This window comes from Streptomyces sp. NPDC058239 (assembly GCF_042882185.1).
Classification (GTDB): Bacteria; Actinomycetota; Actinomycetes; order Streptomycetales; family Streptomycetaceae; genus Streptomyces.
In genome coordinates this window covers 18,686-42,163 of the sequence record NZ_JBHVWS010000027.1, presented here as the reverse complement: position 1 = coordinate 42,163, position 23,478 = coordinate 18,686, and the positions used below count along the sequence as shown (strand labels likewise).

22 protein-coding genes, 2 tRNA genes and 1 pseudogene are annotated in these 23,478 nt (G+C 69.4%); 14 read left to right on the top strand and 11 right to left on the bottom strand.

Annotation, left to right across the window (positions count from 1 at the left end):
- Positions 1 to 4: 4 nt before the first annotated feature.
- Both ACFVYE_RS26325 and ACFVYE_RS26320 read left to right on the top strand, forming a co-directional pair.
- Entirely contained in the window at positions 5 to 175 is a 171-nt protein-coding gene (locus ACFVYE_RS26325; protein ID WP_389607493.1) for a hypothetical protein, read from the top strand.
- Positions 176 to 318: 143 nt separating this feature from the next.
- A complete protein-coding gene (locus ACFVYE_RS26320; protein WP_383974927.1) occupies positions 319 to 1,407 on the top strand; it encodes a PDZ domain-containing protein in 1,089 nt (362 codons plus the stop codon).
- 30 nt (positions 1,408 to 1,437) lie between these two features.
- Here the strand turns inward: ACFVYE_RS26320 and ACFVYE_RS26315 are convergent, their stop codons facing one another.
- A complete protein-coding gene (locus tag ACFVYE_RS26315) occupies positions 1,438 to 2,007 on the bottom strand; it encodes a PPA1309 family protein (protein ID WP_389607492.1) in 570 nt (189 codons plus the stop codon).
- Between the two features lie 128 nt (positions 2,008 to 2,135).
- Here ACFVYE_RS26315 and ACFVYE_RS26310 point away from each other — a divergent pair, with 128 nt between their 5' ends.
- The 4 genes from ACFVYE_RS26310 (at position 2,136) to ACFVYE_RS26295 (ending at position 7,685) form a co-directional block, all read left to right on the top strand.
- Positions 2,136 to 5,066: a UPF0182 family protein gene (locus ACFVYE_RS26310; protein ID WP_383974945.1), complete on the top strand. Its 2,931-nt coding sequence runs from the start codon at positions 2,136 to 2,138 to the stop codon at positions 5,064 to 5,066.
- Between the two features lie 52 nt (positions 5,067 to 5,118).
- A tRNA-Met gene (locus ACFVYE_RS26305) sits at positions 5,119 to 5,192 on the top strand.
- 213 nt (positions 5,193 to 5,405) lie between these two features.
- Positions 5,406 to 7,532, top strand: a complete 2,127-nt coding sequence (locus tag ACFVYE_RS26300; RefSeq protein WP_383974931.1) for a tetratricopeptide repeat protein — start codon at positions 5,406 to 5,408, stop codon at positions 7,530 to 7,532.
- 79 nt (positions 7,533 to 7,611) lie between these two features.
- Positions 7,612 to 7,685: transfer RNA gene (locus ACFVYE_RS26295), tRNA-Met, on the top strand.
- A gap of 63 nt (positions 7,686 to 7,748) precedes the next feature.
- Here ACFVYE_RS26295 and ACFVYE_RS26290 read toward each other — a convergent pair.
- The 4 genes from ACFVYE_RS26290 to ACFVYE_RS26275 all read right to left on the bottom strand — a co-directional run bounded on the left by ACFVYE_RS26290 (position 7,749) and on the right by ACFVYE_RS26275 (position 11,214).
- A complete protein-coding gene (locus ACFVYE_RS26290) occupies positions 7,749 to 8,888 on the bottom strand; it encodes an ABC transporter substrate-binding protein (RefSeq protein ID WP_383974934.1) in 1,140 nt (379 codons plus the stop codon).
- A 32-nt stretch (positions 8,889 to 8,920) separates the two neighbouring features.
- Positions 8,921 to 9,790, bottom strand: a complete 870-nt coding sequence (locus ACFVYE_RS26285; RefSeq protein ID WP_383974937.1) for an ABC transporter permease — start codon at positions 9,788 to 9,790, stop codon at positions 8,921 to 8,923.
- Positions 9,787 to 10,596 (bottom strand): ABC transporter ATP-binding protein, encoded by an 810-nt coding sequence (locus tag ACFVYE_RS26280; RefSeq protein WP_389607491.1) that lies wholly within the window; start codon positions 10,594 to 10,596, stop codon positions 9,787 to 9,789. The genes ACFVYE_RS26285 and ACFVYE_RS26280 overlap by 4 nt, the downstream gene beginning before the upstream one ends.
- Before the next feature lie 198 nt (positions 10,597 to 10,794).
- Positions 10,795 to 11,214, bottom strand: coding sequence for a Fur family transcriptional regulator (locus ACFVYE_RS26275; RefSeq protein WP_266358109.1), 420 nt, complete (start codon positions 11,212 to 11,214; stop codon positions 10,795 to 10,797).
- A gap of 161 nt (positions 11,215 to 11,375) precedes the next feature.
- On the opposite strand from ACFVYE_RS26275, the gene ACFVYE_RS26270 reads away from it, so the two are divergent.
- Positions 11,376 to 12,827: a catalase gene (locus tag ACFVYE_RS26270; RefSeq protein ID WP_389607490.1), complete on the top strand. Its 1,452-nt coding sequence runs from the start codon at positions 11,376 to 11,378 to the stop codon at positions 12,825 to 12,827.
- A gap of 73 nt (positions 12,828 to 12,900) precedes the next feature.
- On the opposite strand, the gene ACFVYE_RS26265 is transcribed toward ACFVYE_RS26270, so the two are convergent.
- Both ACFVYE_RS26265 and hisN read right to left on the bottom strand, forming a co-directional pair.
- A complete protein-coding gene (locus tag ACFVYE_RS26265; protein WP_383976688.1) occupies positions 12,901 to 13,305 on the bottom strand; it encodes a cyclic nucleotide-binding/CBS domain-containing protein in 405 nt (134 codons plus the stop codon).
- A gap of 164 nt (positions 13,306 to 13,469) precedes the next feature.
- Complete coding sequence (gene hisN / locus ACFVYE_RS26260) at positions 13,470 to 14,270, bottom strand: histidinol-phosphatase (RefSeq protein WP_383976690.1); 801 nt, start codon at positions 14,268 to 14,270, stop codon at positions 13,470 to 13,472.
- Positions 14,271 to 14,391: 121 nt separating this feature from the next.
- On the opposite strand from hisN, the gene ACFVYE_RS26255 reads away from it, so the two are divergent.
- A complete protein-coding gene (locus tag ACFVYE_RS26255) occupies positions 14,392 to 15,066 on the top strand; it encodes a TetR/AcrR family transcriptional regulator (protein WP_383976692.1) in 675 nt (224 codons plus the stop codon).
- 34 nt (positions 15,067 to 15,100) lie between these two features.
- Positions 15,101 to 15,319 (top strand): annotated as a pseudogene (locus ACFVYE_RS26250) (peptide ABC transporter permease); the annotation flags it as partial.
- A gap of 131 nt (positions 15,320 to 15,450) precedes the next feature.
- Here the strand turns inward: ACFVYE_RS26250 and ACFVYE_RS26245 are convergent.
- From ACFVYE_RS26245 to ACFVYE_RS26230, 4 genes are all read right to left on the bottom strand, one after another.
- On the bottom strand, positions 15,451 to 15,774 hold the full coding sequence (locus ACFVYE_RS26245; RefSeq protein ID WP_383976694.1) for a DMT family transporter: 324 nt from the start codon (positions 15,772 to 15,774) through the stop codon (positions 15,451 to 15,453).
- A 90-nt stretch (positions 15,775 to 15,864) separates the two neighbouring features.
- Positions 15,865 to 16,881, bottom strand: a complete 1,017-nt coding sequence (gene rsgA, locus ACFVYE_RS26240; protein ID WP_266358104.1) for a ribosome small subunit-dependent GTPase A — start codon at positions 16,879 to 16,881, stop codon at positions 15,865 to 15,867.
- 3 nt (positions 16,882 to 16,884) lie between these two features.
- The gene (aroA, locus tag ACFVYE_RS26235) at positions 16,885 to 18,201 is read right to left on the bottom strand and encodes a 3-phosphoshikimate 1-carboxyvinyltransferase (RefSeq protein ID WP_389607489.1); all 1,317 of its coding nucleotides are present in this window, start codon (positions 18,199 to 18,201) and stop codon (positions 16,885 to 16,887) included.
- A 103-nt stretch (positions 18,202 to 18,304) separates the two neighbouring features.
- Positions 18,305 to 19,018, bottom strand: a complete 714-nt coding sequence (locus tag ACFVYE_RS26230; protein WP_389607488.1) for a M50 family metallopeptidase — start codon at positions 19,016 to 19,018, stop codon at positions 18,305 to 18,307.
- A 65-nt stretch (positions 19,019 to 19,083) separates the two neighbouring features.
- Between ACFVYE_RS26230 and ACFVYE_RS26225 the strand changes: the two genes are divergently transcribed.
- The 5 genes from ACFVYE_RS26225 to ACFVYE_RS26205 all read left to right on the top strand — a co-directional run.
- Positions 19,084 to 19,899 carry an SOS response-associated peptidase gene (locus tag ACFVYE_RS26225; RefSeq protein ID WP_383976700.1) on the top strand — a complete coding sequence of 272 codons (816 nt, stop codon included), beginning with the start codon at positions 19,084 to 19,086 and terminating at the stop codon, positions 19,897 to 19,899.
- A 29-nt stretch (positions 19,900 to 19,928) separates the two neighbouring features.
- Positions 19,929 to 20,588: an alpha/beta family hydrolase gene (locus ACFVYE_RS26220; RefSeq protein ID WP_389607487.1), complete on the top strand. Its 660-nt coding sequence runs from the start codon at positions 19,929 to 19,931 to the stop codon at positions 20,586 to 20,588.
- A 324-nt stretch (positions 20,589 to 20,912) separates the two neighbouring features.
- Positions 20,913 to 21,569, top strand: coding sequence for a sigma-70 family RNA polymerase sigma factor (locus tag ACFVYE_RS26215; protein ID WP_189273941.1), 657 nt, complete (start codon positions 20,913 to 20,915; stop codon positions 21,567 to 21,569).
- A complete protein-coding gene (gene rsrA / locus ACFVYE_RS26210; RefSeq protein WP_114246548.1) occupies positions 21,566 to 21,886 on the top strand; it encodes a mycothiol system anti-sigma-R factor in 321 nt (106 codons plus the stop codon). Before ACFVYE_RS26215 ends, rsrA begins: the two co-directional genes overlap by 4 nt.
- Positions 21,887 to 22,043: 157 nt before the next feature.
- Positions 22,044 to 23,478: HD-GYP domain-containing protein (locus ACFVYE_RS26205; RefSeq protein ID WP_389607486.1), on the top strand; the 1,435-nt coding region annotated here is incomplete at its 3' end.

Genomic DNA, 23,478 nt, shown 5'->3' with positions numbered 1-23,478 from the left:
CGTAATGGCAGCACTCGCTTGGTTGCTGATTCCGCTTTTCGCTGCATTCGGTGCTGCGATATGGGGAAGCTGGGCCACCCGTAATGGCACGGCCGGTGATGTCTCAGAACTCGCCGGGTACGCCCGGTTCCGTGAGGCGATGGAGAAACCGCACTCCGGTTCCGATGTTGTCTGACCTCCATCGAACGTACGCAGTCGCCAATCCGCACAGCGGTGCCGGCTGCGGACACCCTCCGGCACAGTGCCACGCCCGGCTCCGCGCCCCGTCCGGAGCGGCCCCGACGGTGCACTGACAGACCCTTCCCGTACTGTCGTTCCATGCCACGCCGCACCGCGACGATGCTCGCCTCCACGCTGATCCTCATCGCGCTGCTCTGCGCAGGCGTGCTGATTCCAGTGCCGTATTCGGAGATGTCTCCGGGGCCGACCGTGAACACCCTCGGCAAGGTCGAAGGCGAACCGGTCCTGCAGATTTCCGGACACAAGACGTACCCGACGTCCGGCAACCTCAATATGACGACGGTCAGGGTCACCGGCGCCGACTACAACATGAACCTCGTCGAGGCCGTCTACGGCTGGCTGGCCCACGACGGTGTGGTCGTACCGCACGACACGCTCTACCCCGACGGCAAGACCGAGCAGCAGTCGACGCAGGAGAACGCCGAGGAGTTCAGCCAGTCCCAGGAGAGCGCCAAGGTTGCCGCCCTGACCGAGCTGGGCATCCCGGTGTCGTCGCGCGTCGTGGTCTCCACGGTCATCAAGGGCAGCCCCGCCCAGGGCAAGCTGCACGCCGGCGATGTGATCAAGCAGGTCGACGGCACCGCGGTGAAGCAGCCCGAGGATGTCGCGAAGCTCGTCACCCGCCACAAGCCCGGCGAGGACGTCACGTTCACGATCATCCCGGCGAAGACGGCGCAGGCGGCCGAGAAGGCGGGCAAGGAGCCCGAGGGCAGCCGGAAGATCGTCATCACCACTGCGAAGGCTCCCAAGGAGAACCGCGCGATCGTCGGCATCCAGGCCGGGACGGACCACACGTTCCCGTTCCGGATCGACATCAAGCTCGCCGATGTCGGCGGCCCGAGCGCAGGTCTGATGTTCTCCCTGGGCATCATCGACAAGCTGACGCCCACCAAGCTCACCGGCGGCAAGTTCATCGCCGGTACCGGCACGATCGACGACAAGGGCAAGGTCGGCCCGATCGGCGGCATCAACATGAAGCTGGTCGGTGCGCGCAACGCGGGCGCCCGGTACTTCCTGACGCCGAACGACAACTGCAAGGCCGCAGCCTCGGACACCCCGAGCGGACTCACGCTGGTGAAGGTGAAGACGATCGACGACGCGAAGAAGTCGCTGGAGAAGATCCGGGCGGGGGACACGGCCGGCCTGCCGAGCTGCTCGGCAGGCTGACCGCGCCCCCTCGGCGGGGACGCGGCTGGGTCAGGCCTCGAAGGTCGCGGCCAGGGCGTCGGCCAGTCCGGGCACCAGTCCGGCGCCGGTCCGCACCTCGCTGGGGGAGTCCTTCTCGCGGAGCCGTACGGCAGACTCGCGCGTGCCGTCCCGAAGGACGGCCACGGTCATCCGCACCTCCTGGCGCTCCGGGTGCTTGGCGACCCACTTGGTCAGCTGGGCATCGCTGAGCCCCTCCGGCACGGAGCCCTCGGCGGACGGCGGCAGCATCAGCCGTTCCACCGTCATCGCGCATCCGATCACCGCGTCGGGCCAGGCGATCGTGGCGAGGAACTCGTCCAGGGCGGTGCCCGGCGGAAGCTCCTCCTGCTCGATGGGGGTGAGTGAGGCGGTCGGGGAGTCGGAGCTGTCGAGACCGAGCTGGGCGGCGAGGCCCGGCTCCTGGGTCCGCAGCCGGGCGGTGTCGACGAGAGCGAACAGCCGGGCCGGCTGGTCCCAGCCGAGGCCGGAGATGTACTCGTCGATTTCGAGCACGGCGACGGTGAGGGGGCTCGCGGCCATCGGGGGGCCTGAGGGGGAAACGTTGGGCATGGCCAACATCCTGCCTCCTTCCGCCCCGGGAACGGGAACTAGGTAAAGCCTCAGTAAGTTGCATAGGTGGGCTCTACGATCGCTGGGCCCGCTTCACACGACCCGCGAACTTCGAGGTGCGCACGTTGGCTTTCCAGATGCCGGACCGCGGCGGAGGCCCGACCGGGCCACGGATCAGAGTCGGCCGCCCGTCCCGGCGTGCCCGTACCCTGCTCATGACACTGGGCGTCCTGGCGGTTCTCGCCATGGCGTTCGTCATGTTCGCCGGGTTCTGGACGGACTGGCTCTGGTACCGGTCGGTCGCGTATTCGTCCGTCTTCACCACCACCCTGTGGACCAAGATCGGGCTGTTCCTCGTCTTCGGACTGCTGATGGCGATCGCCGTCGGCCTGAACATCTGGCTCGCGCACCGGCTCCGGCCGCCGCTGAGCGCGATGTCGCTGGAGCAGCAGAGCCTGGACCGCTACCGGATGAGTCTCGCCCCGTACAAGAAGTGGGTGCTGCTCGCGATCACCGCGCTCGTCGGACTGATCGCCGGAGCATCCGCCTCCGGTCAGTGGCGCACCTGGCTGATGTATGTGAACGGCGTGGCGTTCAACCAGAAGGACCCCCAGTTCCATCTGGATGTGTCCTTCTACGCCTTCGATCTGCCCTGGTACCGCTTCCTGCTGGGCTTCGGCTTCGCGGCCACGGTGCTCTCGCTGATCGCCGCCGCACTGACCCACTATCTGTACGGCGGCCTCCGCATCACCAGCCCCGGCGCGCGGGCGACCGGTGCGGCCACCGGCCATCTGTCGGTGCTGCTCGGTGTCTTCGTCTCGCTGAAGGCCGTGGCGTACTGGCTCGACCGGTACGGCCTGGCCGTGAAGTCCAGCGACTTCAAGGCCACGGACAACTGGACGGGCCTGCGGTACGTCGACGCCAACGCCTACCTTCCGGCGAAGACCATCCTGTTCTGCATCGCCGCGATCTGCGCCGTGCTCTTCTTCGCCACGCTCTGGCGCCGCACCTGGCAGCTCCCGATGATCGGCTTCGGTCTGATGGTGCTCTCGGCGATTCTGATCGGCGGGCTGTACCCGGCGATCGTGCAGAAGTTCCAGGTCCAGCCGAACGAGCAGGCCAAGGAAGCGCCGTTCATCCGGAAGAACATCGAAGCGACGCGTGACGCGTACGACATCGACAACGCGCAGGTCGACGACTACTCGGGCAAGAGCACGACGAACGACGACGCCAAGCTGCGCGCCGGCGCGGACGATGCCGCCAGTTACCGGGTGATGGACCCCAACGTCGTCTCCCCGGCCTTCCAGCAGCTCCAGCAGAAGAGGAACTACTACCAGTTCCCCAAGACGCTGGACGTGGACCGCTACAAGGACGCCGCCGGCAAGGACCAGGACACGGTCATCGGTCTGCGCGAGCTCAACCTCGACGGCATCCCCAAGCGCAACTGGATCAACGACCACTTCACCTACACCCACGGCTACGGTGCCATCGCGGCCCGGGGCACGACGACCGGCAAGAACCCGAAGGGTTCCCCGGACTTCACCGAGTCCGGTCTGCCGACCACGGGTGAGCTCGGCAAGTACGAGCAGCAGATCTACTACGGCGAGAAGACCGAGCAGTACTCCATCGTCGGCGGGCCCCAGAAGGAGCTCGACTACGAGGAGGACGGCGAGAAGACCACCAGCTACCAGGGCAACAGCGGGGTCAGTCTCTCCAATGCCTTCAACCGCGCCGCGTACGCCGTGGCGTTCAGTGAGCCGCAGATCCTCTACTCGGGGGCCATCGGCGAGGGCTCGCGGATTCTCTACAACCGCACACCCAAGGAGCGCGTCGAGGCGGTCGCCCCGTGGCTGACCATCGACGGCGACGCCTATCCGGCCGTGGTGAACGGCCGCATCCAATGGGTCGTCGACGCCTACACCACCACCAACGGGTACCCGTACGCCTCGCGTACGACGCTCGGTGACACCACGGCCGATTCGCTGACCACCAACCAGCGTGCGGTCGTTGCCCAGCAGAACCAGGTCAACTACATCCGCAACTCGGTGAAGGCCACCGTCGACGCGTACGACGGCAAGGTCAAGCTCTACGAGTGGGACACTGAGGACCCGGTCCTCAAGACCTGGCGCAAGGCGTTCCCGGGGACGGTGGAGCCGCGGTCCGACATCCCCAAGGACCTGATGGACCACCTGCGGTACCCGCAGGACCTGTTCAAGGTGCAGCGCGAGCTGCTCACCCGCTACCACGTCACCAGCCCCGCCCAGTTCTACAGCGGCAGTGACGCCTGGCAGGTCCCGGACGACCCGACCAACAAGGAGTCCGGTGCCGTCCCGCCGTACTACCTGAGCATAAAGATGCCGGACCAGACGGCCCAGAAGTTCTCGCTGACGACGACGTTCACCCCGAAGGGGCGGCCCGACCTCGGGGCGTTCATGGCGGTGGACGCGGATGCGGCCAGCAAGGACTACGGCACGATAAGGCTGTTGAGAGTCACCACCACGGTGAAGGGCCCCGGTCAGGTACAGAGTGAGCTCAACGGCAACGACGATGTCGCCGAGTTCGTGAGAAACCTCAAGGGAACCGACTCCGACATCGAGTACGGCAACCTGCTGACCGTGCCGCTCGAAGGAGGCTTCCTCTACATCGAGCCGGTGTATACGCGCGGTGGCACGCAGAACTACCCGCTGCTGCGCAAGGTCGCCGCCTCTTACGGGTCGAAGACCGTCTTCGAGAACAGCCTCGGAGAGGCACTCAACGCGGTCTTCGGGGTGACGGACTCCGGCACCACCGAGCCGCCTGCGGACACCACCCGGCCACCAGGCACCACGCAGCCACCGGCCACTGGTGACGCGGCGCTGAAGAAGGCGATCGCGGATGCGCAGAAGGCCTACGCGGAAGGCGAGGCAGCACTGAAGAAGCAGGACTGGAGCGCTTACGGCAAGGCCCAGGCGGATCTGCAGGACGCGTTGCAGCGTGCGGCGGCCGCTCAGCCCAAGTCGGGCAGTGCAAATAATGCAGGCAATTCGGATAGTGCGGATAAAGCATCCGATGCCGGCAGTGGTGGCTGAGTAACCCGGTAAAGACCCACCCCCGCGTCGTGGTACGGTTTGAACACAACGACGCGGGGTGGAGCAGCTCGGTAGCTCGCTGGGCTCATAACCCAGAGGTCGCAGGTTCAAATCCTGTCCCCGCTACTGAAAGACGAAGGCCCGGATCCTTTCGAGGATCCGGGCCTTCGTCGTGCCGTGACGACTTTTATGTGTGGTGGGTGTGAAGTGCGGTTCGCGGGGCACGAGTTGAGCCCGGACGTGTTTGACTTATCTCTCTGTGGGCATGTCGACAAAACGCTGAAGTGACCTCACTGGCCGCGATATACCAGGTGTACGCGGGTTGTAGGTGGTGCGACGATGGTATTTATGGGGGACAGGGCAACTCTGTTGGAGACAGGGCGGTTTGTGCGGCGTCGCGTCCATCGGCCGGATAGCGTGATGAATGCGGCTTTTGGTGTTGCCGCCGCGGAGAACAGCGAGACCACTGAAACCACCGACATCATCGGGACGACCGAGACCGCCGAGACTGTGGGGTGTGCCGCGACCGTCGAGAGCACGGAGAGTGCAGAGAGCACGGGGAGTACCGGGGTCGCCGGGAGCTCCGGGGCCATTGAGGCTGCAGAGAGTCACGAGACCTCGGAGAGCCCGGAGAGCGCCGAGAGTGAGGCGCGCCACCGTCGCGCCGCCGACGCCGGCGACACCACGTCGATGAGCGTCCTCGGTGCCCTGCTGCTGCGCCGCGGCGATCTGGACGGTGCCGAGCCCTACCTGCGAGCGGCCACCGCCGACGGCGACCGGGCCGCGGCCAACAACCTGGGCGTCCTCCTCCACCAGCGCGGATACACCGACGACGCGGCCGGCTGGTGGCGTATCGCAGCCGTCGCGGGTTCCGCCGCAGCCGCGCACGCCCTCGGTCGCCACTACCGCGAGCGGGGCGATGAGCCCGGCGCCGAGTACTGGCTGCGGCAGTCCGCCGAGCAGGGCCATGCCCTGGGCGCATACGCCCTCGCCGACCTGCTGGAACACCGCAGCGACGTCGGTGCCGAGCGCTGGCTGCGCGCCGCCGCCGAGCAGGGGCACCGGGAGGCCGCGTACCGCCTCGCGCGCATGCTGGACCGCAACACCGCCGACGACCCGCACGACGCCTTCGGCCGCCCGGGCCTGGGTCCCGCACCTGGTCCCGGACCCGGCGCGGGCGCAGCCGGTCGTCCGGATGCCGCCGCCCGGTCCGCGGTGCGCTCGGACGACGGCCCCGTGGCCGGTCCGGCGACCGGGCGCGTGGGCGAGGCCGAGCAGTGGTACCGGCAGGCCGCCGCGCGTGGCCACCGGCGTGCCGCCCTGCACCTCGGCGCCATCCTCGAACAGCGCGGCGAGCCCAAGGAGGCCGGCCGCTGGTACCTCATCTCCGCGAAGGCCGGCGAGGCGCGGGCCGCCTGCGCGCTCGGATTCCTGCTGCGTGACGCGGGCGACGAGGAGAGCGCCGCCGTGTGGTGGCTGCGCGCCGCCCAGGACGGCGACGGGAACGCCGCCAACGCCCTGGGCGCCCTGCACGCCGCCCGTGGCGAGCAGCAGACCGCCGAGCGCTGGTACCGCGCTGCCATGGATGCGGGCGACGTCAACGGGGCCTACAACCTGGGGCTGCTCTGCGCGGCCCAGGACCGTACGCCGCAGGCCGAGCAGTGGTACCGCCGCGCCGCGTACGCGGGCCACCGCGAGGCCGCCAATGCGCTGGCCGTACTCCTGCTCCAGGCGGGCGACGCGACCGGCGCCGAGCCCTGGTTCTCCAAGGCGGCCGAGGCGGGCAGCGTCGACGCGGCCTTCAATCTCGGCATCCTGTACGCCGGACGCGACGAGGACCGTACGGCACTGGTCTGGTACGAGCGGGCCGCTGCGGCAGGCCATACCGAGGCAGCGCTCCAGGTCGGCATGGCCCTGCTGCACCACGGCGAGGAGCAGGCGGCCGAGCGCCATCTGCGCTGCGCTGCGGGCGGCGGCAGCGCCGAGGCCGCCTTCCGGCTGGCCGGGGTGCTGGACTCGCGGCAGCCGCCGCCCGGACCTCCCGCGCTCGGCGAGCCGATGCCGGAGAAGACCGAGTGCGAGGAGTGGTACGAGCGGGCCGCCGAGCAGGGGCACCGCCGCGCCCAGGTGCGTGTCGGGATGCTCGCCGCGGCCCGTGGTGACGTGGACAGCGCGGCCCGCTGGTACCGCGAGGCCGCCGAGTCGGGCAGCCGCAACGGCGCCTTCAACCTCGGGCTGCTGCTGGCCCGCGAGGGCAGCGAGCGCGAGGCCGCGCTGTGGTGGAGCCGTGCCGCGAACGACGGGCACGGTCGGGCGGCCCTGCGCCTCGCCCTGCTGGCCGCCCGCCGCGGGGAGCTCGCCGAGGGGCAGCGCTGGTGCGCACGGGCAGTCGAACTGGGCCCGGCGGAGGTCTCCGAGCGGGCTGCCCGGCTGCGCGAGGCGCTGCATCAGGAGCTGACCGCGTAGCCGTGCGCGGCGGCCCCGCACGGCCCGCAGAAACGGATTTGCGCTGGTCCAGGGCGTGACGTACTGTTGGGTTCAACGACGCGGGGTGGAGCAGCTCGGTAGCTCGCTGGGCTCATAACCCAGAGGTCGCAGGTTCAAATCCTGTCCCCGCTACTGAACGCAGAAGGCCGGATCCTTTAGGGGATCCGGCCTTCTGCGCATACGCATGCGCGCGAGTCAGAGCTTGTGGCCCACCGCCTCCGAGTACATCGCCCGGTCGACGGCCTTTGTCTCCGGCACCGGAGTGCCCTTCGAGACGCCCGAATCGGCGTACGCCTTCTGCAGCCGGTCCGTCGTGCCCTTCCGTATCTCCCAGTCCATGCGCATCGACGGGGTCGACCGCAGCGTGGCCTCGTCGGTCTTCATCAGCTTCGCCAGCTCGGCTACGAAGGCGGGATCGGACTTGTAGTCACCGGCGAAATAGGTGTTCACCGTTCGTATGTAGGCGCGGAGAAAGGCGACGCCCGCGTCTGGGTCCTCGTCCAGCAGCGTCGGGCCGAAGAGCAGGCCGCCGAGCGGTTCACCGACGGGCTGGCCGCCCAGGAACGCGTACTTCTTGTCGCCGTCCACCTTGCGCCAGATCGGGTCGAGCAGCCAGGCCGAGTCCACGCCGCCGTTCTGCAGCGCGGTCAGCACGTCTGCGGAACCGAGCTGCTGGAAGCTGATCTTGTCGAGGCCGCCGCCGTGCTTCTTCAGGGAGGTGTCCATCGGGTACGCGATGACCGAGCCCTTGCCGATCATCGTGCCCATCTTCCGGCCCGCCATCTCGACGTGATCGGCGCTCTCGCCGTCCTTGAGACGCACCCACAGGCCGCTCTTGGAGGTGGGGTCGGGGGAGAAGTTCCCTGCCACCCACTTGATGTCGAAGCCGCCGTTGATGCCGTTCATCACGGCTGCCTCGGGAGCCGCCCACTGGGCGTCCACATCGCCCTTGGCGAGCAGCGGCAGGGCGTCCGGGGTGGGCAGTACCTTCAGTTCGACATCCAGCCCCTCTTTTGCGAACTCGCCCTTCGCCACCGCGACCTGGAGCGGAGCTACGTACTCCGCGCTCAGGGTGCCGGTGGCAACGGTGATCTTCCGCTTCTTCGCCAGGGGCTGGGCCGCCGGGGTGCCCTTGTCGCAGCGGGCCGGTTTCCGGTCGGGGGCGAGGTCGGCAGGGTCGGTCCAACTGCCGGCGCCACAGCCCACGACGGGCTTGACGGTGCGCGGCGCGGCGGCGCTGTCCTCGGCGGAGTCGTTCCCGGCGCAGCCTGCCGCGCCGAGCAGGGATGCCGTGACGAGCACGACGGTGCAGGTGAAGGGGGTATGTGTACGCACAGTGCCTCCGTACGAAGAACATGGGGAGCCGTTCAGGACTGGCTGCGGCCGCGGTCGCGCGGGGCCCACGGTGTGAGCAGTCGCCCGGCGATCCGCACCACTTCGGAGAAGACGACACCGAGGACCGCCACACACACGATGCCGACGAACATCACGTCGTTCTGGAACAGCGCCCGGGAGTCGAAGATCAGATGGCCGAGACCGTCGGCCGCGGCGATCTGTTCGGAGGCGACAATGACGAGCACGGCCACCCCCGCCGCGATCCGTGCCCCGACCAGGACCGCGGGCAGCGACGCGGGCAGCAGCACATGGCGGAACATCTGCCAGGGCGAGGCGCCGAAGACCTGACCGGCATCACGGTGGCCGACCGGGACGGCGAGCACGGCCGCCATGGTGGAGATCCAGACGAAGAAGAAGACGGTCGCGGCGACCAGAGCGATCTGCGGTCCTTCACCGAGGCCGAACATATTGAGGAAGACCGGCAGCAGGGCCAGCTTCGGCACGACGTACAGCGCATCGAGCAACGGTTCCAGCGCCGCCCGTACGAGTGAGAGCGAGCCCATCAGCAGGCCGAGCGCGTATCCCGCGACGGTGCCGATCGCATAGCCGCCCAGGACCCGCTTGAGCGTGGCCCACACATCCGGCCACAGTTCACCGGCGGCCGCCCGGTCCCAGCCGTCCGCCAGGATGGTGGAGGGGGCGGGGTAGACCCGGTCGTCGATCCAGGACTGTGCCGCGGCCAGTTGCCAGAGCAGCACGAGGAGCAGCGGTACGGCGACGGCGAGCGTGAGTTCCAGGGCGCGGCGCCTGCGGTGGGTGCGTACCGGATGCAGCTCCTGCGGGCCCGGTCTGCGGATCAGGACGCCGTCGTCGGGCTTCGTGGCGTTCACGGTGGTGGTCATGCCGGGACCGCCTCCCTGCGTACCTCGCCGCGCAGAAGTTCCCACAACTCGCTCTTCAGCGCGGTGAATTCGGGTGCCGACCGGACCCCGCCGGTGCGCGGTCGGCCGAACGGCGGGCGGCGCTCGGCGATGATCCGCCCCGGTCTGGCGGACATCACCAGCACCCTGTCCCCGAGCACGATCGCCTCTTCGAGGCTGTGGGTGATGAAGAGGGTGGTGGTACGGGTGGTCTGGGTGAGGTCGAGCAGCTCGTCCTGGAGGATCGTGCGCAGCTGGGCGTCGAGCGCCGCGAACGGCTCGTCCATCAGCAGCATCCCGGGTTCGACGGCGAGGGCACGGGCGATCGCGACCCGTTGCCGCATCCCGCCGGAGAGGGCGGCCGGATATGCCCCAGCGAAGTCGGAGAGCCCCATCCGGGCCAGCCAGTCGCGCGCCCTGGCATCGGCCTCCTTGCGCGGTACGCGCTGGATGTCGAGACCGAACCGGACATTGGCGAGCACGGTCTTCCAGTCGTAGATCCCGTAGTCCTGGAAGATCATCGCCGCCGGACGGGGTGAGGTCGTACGGATGGACAGCTCGCCGGAGCTGGGGCGGAGCAGTCCGGCGGCGATCCTGAGCAGCGTGGACTTGCCGCAGCCGGACGGGCCGACGATGCAGGTGAACTCGCCCGGTGCGATGGAGAGATCGAGCGGGCCGAGGGCGGACAGGGCCTTGGCGCCGCGCCCGAACGAGCGGGTGAGCGCGTCGGCGCGGAGTTTGGGGCTGGTGGCTGCGGTTGTGGGTGGGGTCGGGTGCGGATCTCCCACGGGTCTCTCCTCGCGCGTATCGAGGTGCGGATCCGCCGCGGGGCGGACGTGATCGCCGCCGACGATATGACTACCCGTCAGATTCGGGAAGGGGGTGCGCGCGTGGTGGGGGTGGGGATGCGTGTCATCCCCTGCGAGTGTTCATGCGGAAGGCCCCGGTGCGCGTGATGCTCGCACCGGGGCCTTCCGTGGCAGGACTCAGGTCGTCGCGGCGCAGTTCGGGCAGATGCCGCGGTAGGTCACCTCGACATTGGAGACCGTGAAACCGAACCGCTCGTCGCTCGGCAGATCCGCCAGCGGGTCGCCCGCCGGGTGCACATCGCGGATGGCGCCGCAACTCGCGCAGACGAGGTGGTGGTGGGGGCGGTGTGCGTTCGGGTCGTACCGCTTGGCCCGGCGATCCGTGGAGACCTCGATGACCTCGCCGAGCGTCACCATCTCGCCCAGGGTGTTGTAGACGGTGGCGCGGGAGATCTCGGGCAGCTTGGCGACGGCCCGGGCGTGGACCTCGTCAGCCGTCAGATGCACATGGTCCCCGTCGAGGACCTCGGCCACGACACGCCGCTGCGCAGTCATGCGCCAGCCGCGTCCGCGAAGTCGTTCCAACAGGTCACTCATGGGAACAAGCCTAACAGTGGGGGGACCAGGTCCCGAACGGGTGTGACTTTGGATGTTCACTTGACTTGGACTATGTCCATTGTAGGATCGGGACCGGCATACGCCAAGGGACAGGCTGTGCAGGACATGACGAATGTGCAGGAACGACGCAGGAGGCGCACGTGACGCAGGGACCGCTCACCACGGAGGCCGGCGCGCCGGTCGCCGACAACCAGAACAGTCAGACCGCGGGCGTCGGCGGTCCGGTCCTGGTGCAGGACCAGTCGCTGCTGGAGAAGCTCGCGCACTTCAACCGCGAGCGCATTCCGGAGCGCATCGTGCACGCCCGCGGCGCCGGTGCTTACGGCACGTTCACGCTGACCCGCGACGTCTCGCAGTGGACGCGGGCGAAGTTCCTCTCCGATGTCGGCAAGCAGACCGAGACGTTCCTCCGCTTCTCGACCGTCGCGGGCAACCTCGGCTCCGCCGACGCGGTGCGCGACCCCCGCGGCTTCGCGCTGAAGTTCTACACCGAAGAGGGCAACTACGACCTCGTCGGCAACAACACCCCGGTGTTCTTCATCAAGGACGCCATCAAGTTCCCGGACTTCATCCACACCCAGAAGCGCGACCCGTACACCGGCTCGCAGGAGGCGGACAACGTCTGGGACTTCTGGGGCCTGTCGCCCGAGTCCACCCACCAGGTGACCTGGCTGTTCGGCGACCGCGGCATCCCGGCCACGCTGCGTCACATGAACGGGTACGGCTCGCACACGTACCAGTGGAGCAACGAGGCCGGTGAGGTCTTCTGGGTCAAGTACCACTTCAAGACCGACCAGGGCATCAAGAACCTCACCCAGGCCGAGGCCAACAAGCTCGCCGGTGAGGACCCGGACAGTCACCAGCGCGATCTGCGCGAGGCGATCGAGCGCGGCGACTTCCCGTCCTGGACGGTGCAGGTCCAGATCATGCCGGCGGCCGAGGCGGCCACGTACCGCTTCAACCCGTTCGACCTCACCAAGGTGTGGCCGCACGCGGACTACCCGCCGATCGAGATCGGGAAGCTGGAGCTCAACCGCAACCCGGAGAACATCTTCGCGGAGACCGAGCAGTCGATCTTCAGCCCCGCGCACTTCGTGCCGGGCATCGGTCCGTCCCCCGACAAGATGCTCCAGGGCCGTCTCTTCGCGTACGGCGACGCCCACCGCTACCGCGTCGGCATCAACGCCGACCACCTGCCGGTGAACCGCCCGCACGCCACCGAGGCGCGCACCAACAGCCGTGACGGCTACCTGTACGACGGCCGCCACAAGGGTGCGAAGAACTACGAGCCGAACAGCTTCGGTGGTCCCGTCCAGACGGACCGGCCCCTGTGGGGGCCCACCTCGGTCACGGGTGAGATCGGCACGCACGAGGCCCCGAGCCACGCCGAGGACAACGACTTCGTGCAGGCCGGAAACCTCTACCGGCTCTTCTCCGAGGACGAGAAGGCCCGGCTGATCGACAACCTCGCCGGGTTCATCGCCAAGGTGTCGCGCGATGACATCGCCGAGCGCGCGATCAACAATTTCCGCCAGGCGGACGGCGACTTCGGCAAGCGTCTGGAGGCCGCGGTCCAGGCCCTGCGCGGCTGATGAGGACGCCTGTCGTCGACGGTGGGCCGGCTCCCTCTTCGGAGGGGCCGGCCCACCGGTCGTTCATGGGGGCTCAGCCGACGAGATCCGCGTGGTGGCGGCGCCTGGTGGGCGCCCAGCAGCGCAGGATGTCGCGGACCGAGACGATGCCGACGGGCCCGTGGTCGTCCAGCACGATCAGATGGCGGAAACCGCCGTGCGTCATGGCCTCCGCGGCCTCTTCCAGGGTCCAGGTGGGCGCGGCGAAGACCACATCGGTGGTGGTGTGGGTGGCGGCGGTCTCGACGTCGGGGTTCTGGCCGGAGCCGACCGCGTTGAGGATGTCGCGCTCGGTGAGAATGCCGAGCCCGCTGGTGTCCTGGTCGAGGACGACTGCGGCTCCGATGCGGCGGACCGACATCAGCCGGGCGGCCTGGCGGAGCGTATGGGTCGGTCCGATGGTGAGGACCAGCGTGCTCATGGCGTCACGGACGAGCATGAAGAGAGCCACCTCCTTCGTGAAGCGACTGCGTGAGCCGGTTCACAAGTTCACAAGCGGGGGGACTCTCAGAGTTGCACCGATACGTGACCGGAACAAGGGGGGACGAGATCATCCGAGGGGCGTGCGGTGGTGCGCGACGCCCCTCGGGGGCGTGATCCGGATCAGTAGCGCTGGTTCAGATAGCCCAGGAGTTCGTGGTGGAGCAGTCCGTTCGAGGCCGCGGCGTTGCCGCCGCCGGGGCCGGACACTCCGTCCAGGCTGGTGAACTTCCCGCCCGCCTCCTGGACGATGATCGCGTTGGCGGCCATGTCCCAGAGCGAGAGCTCCGGTTCCGCGCAGATGTCGACCGATCCCTCGGCGACCATCATGTACGGCCAGAAATCCCCGTACCCGCGAGTGCGCCAGCAGGCCCTGGTCAGATCCATGAACCCGTCGAGCCGGCCCTGCTCCTCCCAGCCGCTCAGCGATGCGTACGCGAACGAGGCGTCCGTGATCCGCTCCACCTTCGACACATGCAGCCGGGTCGCGGACGTCAGACTGCGGCCGGAGAACGCCCCCGCACCCTTCGCCGCCCACCAGCGCCGGTTCAGTGCGGGGGCCGATACCACGCCGACCACCGGCTGGAACCCGTCCTCGCCGGCCTCCATCAGGGAGATCAGCGTCGCCCAGACCGGCACACCGCGTACATAGTTCTTGGTGCCGTCGATCGGGTCGATGACCCAGCGCCGCGGGCCGGTGCCCTCGATTCCGTACTCCTCGCCCAGAATCGCATCGCGCGGGCGCGCCCGATGGAGGTGGCCGCGGATCAGTTCCTCGGCGGCCTTGTCGGCCTCGCTCACCGGCGTCATGTCCGGCTTGGTCTCGACCTTGAGATCCAGGGCCTTGAACCGGTCCATCGTCGCCGCGTCGGCGGCGTCCGCCAGCACATGGGCGAGGCGCAGATCATCGTGGTAATCGGGCATGTCGTCACAGTATCGACCGCAGGTGAACAGAGCTACAGGACCCCGCGGCCGCTCGGACCATTGACAGTCCTCGCAAGCGAGTCAACTCTGGGACGCAGAGCCCTTGGCGCGGGAGGCGATGATGCCCACAGCGCGAGATGCATTGCTGGACGCCGCCCTCTCGGCGCTGGCAGGCCTGCCCTGGTCGGCGGTCCGCATGGTCGATGTCGCGTCCGCCGCCGGAGTCTCCCGGCAGACCCTCTACAACGAGTTCGGCAGCAAGGACGGCCTGGCCCGCGCCCTGGTCCGGAGCGCCGCCGACGGCTATCTGGCCGGTGTCGAACGGGCACTGGGATCAGCAGGCGGTACGGGGGACAGGCTGGCGGCCACCGCTGCCTGGACCATCCGCGCCGTTCGGGCGGATGCCCTGGTCAGGGGGTTGCTCACGGGCTGCTGGGGGGAGCGATTACCCCGTCCCGCACACCCCGCGGCGCCGACTGCATCGCTCGTGCCCGCCCAGCGGCGCGCCGATGCCGGGACACCGACGCCCGCCGAGCTGCTCGGCCAGGTCAGAGCGCGAGCGGTGGCCGCCCTCGACGAGGGACGGCCACCGCACGACCCGGAGGTACTGGCCGCCACCTGCGAGATCGCACTGAGGCTCGCACTGAGTTACGCGCTGGTGCCGGCTCCTCCGGGGACGGAGGGGGAGGCGGCACCGCTGGTGCGCGAGGTGGCGGAGTGGCGGCCGGCCGGGCGAACGCTCGGTGCGCGAGACGGAGCAGCACCGGCGGACCGGGAGCCGCCGGGCCCTGCTTGAGCCGGCCGACCTTCGCGTAGTCCGTGCCGGCCAGGTCCGGGCCCCCGATGTCTCGCTCGGCACGCTCATCGCGTCGACGACCGGCGCCGCGGTGACCTACCCGTGGATGTTCTTCTTCCCCGCCGCGCTGCTCATCGTCTTCGTACCGGCGGTGAATCCGGTCGGCGACGGTCTGCGCGACGCCCTCTGCCCGACGAGCGGACACGGCCGCACCGCCACAGTCCAGCAAGAGGCAGAGGGGACGGGACGATGAGCAGCGACGTCCTACTGGGCGTGGAGCGCGTGGCCGGTGCGAGAGCGAGGTGCCGGTCGGCGCGGGCGCCGGTCGCACCTCCGCGTGCCACTTCCCGCTGACGGTTGCCGTGGGGTGAGCGTGACGCGCGGTCAGTTGGACGAGCCCGAGAGCTGCAGTCCGATCACTCCGACGATCACCAGCGAGATCGAGACCAGCTTGAGGGTGGAGACCACGTCGTCGAGGAAGACCATGCCGTAGATCGCGGTGCCCGCCGCGCCGATGCCCGTCCATACGGCGTAGGCGGGCCCCACGTCGAGTTTCTTCAGCGACAGTGTCAGCAGACCGAAGCTGCCGAGGGCGAAGATGCAGAACGCGATGGTCGGCCAGAGCCGGGTGAAGCCGTGCGAGAGCTTCAGACAGACGGCGAAGCCGGTCTCCAGAAGTCCTGCGACCACGACCAGCAGCCACGCCATCGTCAGTGCCCTCCCACGTCGGTGACCGCCTTGCCTCGCTGGGCGTGATTATGCACTTACCTGCGTCAGCAGATCGCAAACGTGCCGGGGTCAGTCGCCTTCGCGCCGCTCCCGGGTGGACATCAGGCGCCGCAGCGATTCCAGCCGCGCCGGATCTGCGTGTCCGTCCGCCACCCAGGCATCAAGGGCGCATTCCGGTTGATTGCTGTCGTGGGTGCAGCCGCGCGGGCAGTCCTCGGTGCCGGGCTCCAGGTCGGGGAACGCGTGGATCACCCGGGACGGGTCGATGTGGTTGAGCCCGAAGGAGCGCACACCGGGGGTGTCGATCACCCAGCCGCGGTAGTCGGGCAGGGGGAGCGCCAGCGCCGATGTGGTGGTGTGCCGGCCACGGCCGGTGACCGCGTTGACGACCCCGGTGGTACGCCGCCGGTCCTTCGGCACGAGTGCGTTGACCAGGGTCGTCTTCCCGACACCGGAGTGCCCGACGAATGCGGTGACCCGGTCGTGCAGCTGCTCGCGGACCCGCTCCGCGGCGTCGCCGTTCTCCAGTTCCTCGCGGCTGGTGACGATGAACGGGACGCCCAGCGGGGTGTACGCCTCCAGCAGCTTGTCCGGGGAGGCCAGATCGGACTTGGTCAGCACCAGGAGCGGGGAGAGCCCGCCGTCGTACGCGGCGACCAGACAGCGGTCGATCATCCGCGGGCGGGGTTCCGGATCGGCCAGCGCGGTGACGATCGCCAGCTGGTCGGCGTTGGCGACGACCACCCGCTCGTACGGATCGTCGTCGTCCGCGGTCCGGCGCAGCACCGAGCGGCGCTCACCGATACGGACGATGCGGGCGAGGGTGTCCTTGTCGCCGGACAGATCGCCGACGATGGAGACGGTGTCACCCACCACGGCGGCCTTCCGTCCCAGCTCACGGGCCTTCATCGCCATGACCGTACGGCCGTCGACGAGACAGGTGAGGCGGCCGCGGTCGACGGTGAGGACCATGCCCTCCTCGGCGTCCTCGTGCTTCGGGCGGGTATGAGTGCGAGGCCGGTTGCCCTTCGGGTTGGGGCGGAACCGGATGTCGTCCTCGTCGGGGTTCTTGCCGTAGCGGCGCATGTCTCAGGCCCCGAGCATTCCGGTCCACATCTGCGGGAAGTCCGGCAGGGTCTTGGCGGTTGTCGCCACGTTCTCGATCTCCACTCCGGGGACGGCAAGGCCGATGATCGACCCCGCAGTTGCCATCCGGTGGTCGTCGTACGTATGGAAGGTACCGCCGTGCAGCGGCCGGGGCCGGATGTGGAGCCCGTCGGCGGTCTCGGTGACGTCGCCCCCGAGTCCGTTGATCTCCTTGGTGAGCGCGGCCAGCCGGTCCGTCTCGTGCAGCCGCAGATGAGCGACACCGCTCAGGGTGGACGGGCCGTCGGCGAGGGCCGCGACCGCCGCGATGCCCGGGGTCAGCTCGCCAACCTCGCCGAGGTCGACGTCGATGCCGTGGATACGGCCCGAACCGGTGAAGGTGAGGCCGCGCTCGGTCAGCTCGCAGCTGCCGCCCATCGCGGTGAAGATCTCCCGCAGGGCGTCACCGGGCTGGGTGGTGTGCTCGGGCCAGTCGGGGATGGTGACCCGGCCGCCGGTGACCAGTGCGGCGGCGAGGAACGGCTGGGCGTTGGAGAGGTCGGGCTCGACGGTCAGATCGCGGCCGAGCAGGGCGGAGGGGGAGACCCGCCAGGCGTTCGGCTCGCCGCCCGTCTCCGGCTCGTCCACCTGGGCGCCGACGGCCCGCAGCATGTCGACGGTCATCCGGATGTGCGGCATGGAGGGGAGTCTCGCGCCGGTGTGGCGCACCTCCACTCCCTGGTTGTAGCGCGGCGCCGACAGCAGCAGCGCCGAGACGAACTGGGAGGACGAGGAGGCGTCGATCGACACCGGTCCGCCGTCCAGCGCACCGCCGCCGTGCACGGTCATCGGCAGTGAGCCGCGCCCGTCGTCGTCGATCCGGGCGCCCAGTACCCGCAGCGCGTCGATCACGCCGTTGAGCGGGCGTTCGTACGAACGGGGGTCGCCGTCGAAGCGGATCGGGCCGTCGGCGAGGGCCGCGACCGGCGGCAGGAAGCGCATGACCGTCCCGGCATTGCCGACATCGATCGTGGTGGGGCCGTGCAGCCCGGCGGGGATGACCCGCCAGGCCTCGCCGGAGCCGTCCGGGCCGACGCCTTCCTCGATGCCGGCGCCCATCGCGCGCAGCGCCTCGGCCATCAGCAGGGTGTCGCGGGAGCGCAGCGGGCGGCGCAGCCAGCCGGGCTCGGCGGCGAGAGCGGCGAGGACGAGGGCGCGATTGGTGACCGATTTCGATCCGGGCACGGTGACGGTCGCGTCGACGGCGCCGCTCGCTCGGGGGGCGGGCCAGAGGGCGGGGTGCACGGCACTTTCGGTCATGGACCTCACTTTAGTGGCTCATGGCAAACCCGAATCTCGATCAAATAAGACGAAACCGGTACGTAACGAAAGCGTGGTAGGTGTCGCCGGTCGGCGCCGGCCCTCACATGCCGAGCAGCCAGCGCCCGCCGCCGATCAGTGAGCAGAGCGACACCGCGTGGAAGAGGAACAGCCACAGCGCGGCCGGCACATCCGTCAGCCGCGACAACTGGTCCGCGTCCGAGTCGGGCGCACCGCCGTGCCGCCGCTTCGACTGGAGCTCGAAGGCCGGGCGTACGCCGCCGAGCAGCAGGAACCAGACCGCGGTGTAGGCGAAGAGTGACTGCACGGCGGGCGAGGCGAGCCAGGACACCAGCAGGAAGGCCGACCCGGTGAGGATCACCGTCAGTGCCCCGTACACATTGCGGATCATCACCAGCATCACCGCGAGCAGTGCGGTGGCCACCCACAGCAGCAGTGTGATCCTGCCGTTGACCAGCAGCCACGCCCCGCCCAGGCCCAGCAGCGGCGGGGCGGTGTAGCCCGCAGCCGCGGTCAGGATCATCCCGATTCCGGTCGGCTTGCCGCGGCTGACCGTCAGCCCGCTGGTGTCCGAGTGCAGCCGGATGCCGGACAGCTGTCGTCCGGTGAGCAGTGCGATCAGCCCGTGCCCGCCCTCGTGCGCGATGGTGATCGCGTTGCGGCTCAGCCGCCATATCGGATTCGGTACGACGGCGATCAGTGCGAGCGTTCCGGTCACCACCACCAGCCACTGCTCGGGCGCGGGCTGGGTGCCGAAGACGCGGTCCCACAGATTGCCCAGATCGGTGCTGTCCATGGCGTGGGCGGCTCCTTGCGGTATCGGCGTCCTGTCGTCGTGACAGTCGTGGCAGTCTGGCACTTATGTGCGGACGGTATGCAGCGAGTCGGCGGCCCGAGGATCTGACCGGACTCTTCCAGGTAGAGAAGTGGGAACCGGCGGAGACCTTGGCGCCCGATTGGAACGTGGCGCCGACCAAGGAGGTCTACGCCGTACTGGAACGTCCTGTGAAAGACGCAGATGATCAGCGTCCGGTTCGCCAGCTGCGCGCCCTGAAATGGGGGCTCGTACCGTCCTGGGCGAAGTCCCCCGAGGGGGCCGCACGCCTGATCAACGCCCGTGCGGAGACCGTCCACGAGAAGCCGTCCTTCCGCCGCCCCTTCGTCTCCCGGCGCTGCATCCTGCCCGCCGACGGCTACTACGAGTGGGTCACCGGTGCGGATGAGCGGCAGCTGGAGGAGAAGGGCAGGAAGAAGCGGCCCCGCAAGCAGCCCTACTTCGTGACACCCGCCGACGGATCGGTCTTCGCGATGGCCGGACTGTACGAGTTCTGGCGCGACCGGACCCTGCCGGACGATCATCCGATGGCCTGGTGGGTGACCTGCTCGGTGATCACGACCGAGGCGGAGACCACCCCGCTCGCCGTCGCCCCCGCCGAGGGCCCGGCCGCACTTGCCGACATCCACCCCCGGATGCCGCTGATGCTGACCCCGGACCGGTGGGACGCCTGGCTCGACCCGTCGCGCACCGACATCGAGGAGCTGAAGGGGCTGCTCACCCCGCCGCCGGGCGGGCTGATGCGGGCCTATCCGGTGGCCACGGCCGTCAGCAACGTCCGCAACAACGGTCCCGAGCTGCTGGAGGAGCTGGCCGCGCCGGAAGTGAGCACGCTCTTCTGAGTCTCTTCCGACCGGGCAGGATGGGGTGCGTGAGTACCGCAGAGACAGGCCGCAGGACCGAGACGGTCGACACGGAGGCCGGGCCGGCCAGGATCACCTGGCTGCCCGCCGAGAACGCGAAGAACGCCCGCCTGGTGCTCGCGGTCAGCCATGGCGCGGGTGGCGGCATCGAGACCCGCGACCTGCGCGCCCTGGCCGCCGCGCTGCCCGCCCACGGGGTGACCGTCGCCCTGGTGGAGCAGCCGTGGCGGGTCGCCGGTAGGAAACTCGCGCCCGCCCCGAAGACCCTGGACACCGGATGGCGGGGCCTGTGGCCCGCGCTCACCGCCGCGGGGCTGCCCGTCGTCGCGGGAGGGCGCAGCGCAGGGGCAAGGGTGGCCTGCCGTACGGCGGCGGAGCTCGGTGCCCACGCCGTCCTCGCGCTCAGCTTTCCGCTGCATCCGCCGGGGAAGCCGGAGAAGTCCCGCAAGGACGAGCTCCTCGGATGCGCAGTACCCACGCTCGTCGTGCAGGGCGGCAATGACCCGTTCGGGCGGCCCGCCGAATTCCCTCCGGGGGAGTACGAGATCACCGAGGTGCCGCACGGCGACCACGGGTTCGCCGTACCGAAGAAGTCCGGCCTGACCGAGGATCAGGCGATGGAGATCCTCACCGCCGCCGTGATCGAGTGGCTGTCCACCCTCGTCTGATGTACGCCCTCCTGCGGGTGGAGCCCGGTCACACCCGCGGCGGCAGCCCGGGCACACCCCCGGGAATGTTGAGCGAGGGGCCACTGTTGTCGGTGACATCGGTACATCAACGTCGTATGTGGAGAGGGAGTCCGTCGCATGGGTTCGACCATCTGCCCGCGCCGCTCGAACGCCGCTGACCTGGAGTGGACGGTCCTGCATGCGGCCAAGACCACTCCCGAGCGGGCACTGAGCGGATCGGATCGACAGCCCGTCTCGAAGCAAGGTCGACTATTCTCCGATTCGAGCGGGTCCGGTTTCGGCTCCGCCACAGCGTTGGAGGAGGTGGGTCCGGTCACTGGGACCGACACAGGGACCGACGACGGCCGCGCACAGGAGACGACTGCCGAGCGCAATGCGCGTTTCGAGCGGGACGCTCTCGGTTTCCTCGACCAGATGTACTCGGCCGCGCTGCGCATGACGCGCAACCCCGCGGACGCCGAGGACCTGGTCCAGGAGACGTATGCCAAGGCGTACGGATCCTTCCACCAGTTCCGTGAGGGCACCAACCTCAAGGCATGGATGTACCGCATCCTCACCAATACCTTCATCAACTCGTACCGCAAGAAGCAGCGCGAACCCCAGCGCAGCGCCGCCGAGGAGATCGAGGACTGGCAGCTGGCGCGCGCCGAGTCGCACATGTCGACCGGCCTGCGCTCCGCGGAGTCGCAGGCTCTCGACCACCTTCCCGACTCGGATGTGAAGTCCGCTCTGCAGGCGATCCCCGAAGAGTTCCGCATCGCCGTGTATCTCGCCGATGTAGAGGGCTTTGCCTACAAGGAGATCGCGGACATCATGGGGACTCCCATCGGTACGGTGATGTCCCGACTGCACCGGGGCCGCCGCCAACTGCGCGGCATGCTGGAGGACTACGCCCGTGAGCGCGGGCTCGTCCCGGCCGGTGCCGGAGAGTCGGACGATCGGAAAGGCTCGGGCTCATGAGCTGCGGAGAGCCGCATGAGACGGACTGCTCAGAGGTCCTCGATCATCTCTACGAGTTTCTCGACCACGAGATGCCCGACAGCGACTGCTCCAAGTTCGAGGTGCACTTCGAGGAGTGCTCCCCGTGCCTGGAGAAGTACGGCCTGGAACAGGCCGTGAAGAAGCTGGTGAAGCGCTGCTGCGGCCAGGACGACGTGCCGACCGATCTGCGCTCCAAGGTGATGGGCCGGATCGACCTGATCCGCTCGGGGCAGGCGGTGCCCGAGCAGGACGTGACGGCGTCGGAGACCGGTCAGCCGACCGTCGCCAAGGAGTGACGCCCGGCGGCTGTCACTCGTAGCCGCGCCCCCCCGTATCGTCCGCGTCCCGCGCACATCACCCGAATGTGCTAATCGGGCTCATTGACGCTCGACGGGACATACAACTCGCTAGCCTGGCGCCTTCATTGACCATATTGGGGGGCGGGCGGGGCGGGTGAGAGCCACACGCGGGGCGGCGCGCGCGTACATTCTGACGGCCGCGGTCGGCGCCCTGTTATGTGTGCTCCCCGCGCTGGGAACGGACGCCGGGACCCCGTGGGCCACCGTCGGACTGCTCACCGGGCTCTATCTGGTCCGTGAACTCCCCGGGCGCTGCCCCTTCTTCGGCAGCTCCGTGCCGATCGGCGCCGGATCGTTCTTTCCGCTGCTGCTCGCCGCCGCCTTTCTGCTGCCGCCCGCCGCGGCCGCCCTGGTCGCGATCCCCGGATCACTCGTCGGCCGGGTGGAGGCCCCGCCCGCCACCGCACGGCGTGTCTGGCGGACCGCGCAGCTCGCCGTCACCGTCTGGGCGGCCTCGTCCGTACACGGTCTGCTCGGCGGTGCCGCCACGCTCGGCGGCACCGGTACCGGCCCCGACCGGCTCCCCGACCTTCCGTACGCCCTGCTGCCCGCCTGTGCCGCCGCCCTGGCCTTCAGTCTCGTCCTGACCACTCTGGACGGCTCCATCCTGGTCGCGGCCGAACGGCTGCCCGTGCGGCGTGCCTGGAGCGGACTGCTGTCCCGCTCGCTGGGACCGCACCTGGTGCACGGCCTCGCCGGGCTGATGATGGCCGTCCTGTGGCGCGGTCCGTACGGGCCGCTGTCCGCGCTCATCGTCCTGCTGCCGATGTACATCTCCTGCTGGGTCTTCGCCCAGTACCACCGCGAGCACGCCGCCCACCGCGCCACCATCAGGGCACTGGTACAGGCAGTCGACATCAAGGACACGTACACCCGCGGTCACAGCGAACGGGTCGGGCAGGCCTCCGTCCTCATCGCCCGCGAACTGGGCATGGACCAGGACCGGCTGGAGGTTCTCCGGTTCGCCGGCATCCTGCACGACGTGGGCAAGCTCGGCGTCCCCACCCGGGTGCTCCGCAAGGACGGACCGCTCACCCCTCAGGAGCGGCGGGTGATCGAACTGCATCCGGAGTACGGGCACGAGATCGTCCGCGGCATCGGCTTCCTCGGCGAGGCGCGGGCCGCGATCCTGCACCACCACGAACGGCTCGACGGCAGCGGCTACCCGTACGGGCTCAGCGGGCGGGAGATCCCCGAGTTCGCGCGGGTCGTCGCGGTGGCGGACGCCTTCGACGCGATGACGTCGACCCGGTCGTACCGGCCAGGGAGGCCGGTGCCCGCGGCGCTGGAAGAGCTGAAGCGGTGTGCGGGTACGCAGTTCGATCCGCAGATGGTGCGGGCGCTGGTGCGGGCGGTGGACCGGCACGGGTGGTCGGCGGCGACGGTGGTGGTGACGGCGGACGAGGTGATTCCGCAGCAGCGGAGGGAGGGGGTGGCGGGCGGGGGGGGGGGGGGGCGACGGGGGGGGGGGGGGCCCGAGACCGCCCCCCGGCCCCGCCCCCCCCCCCGGCGACGCGGCCCCGGCCCGC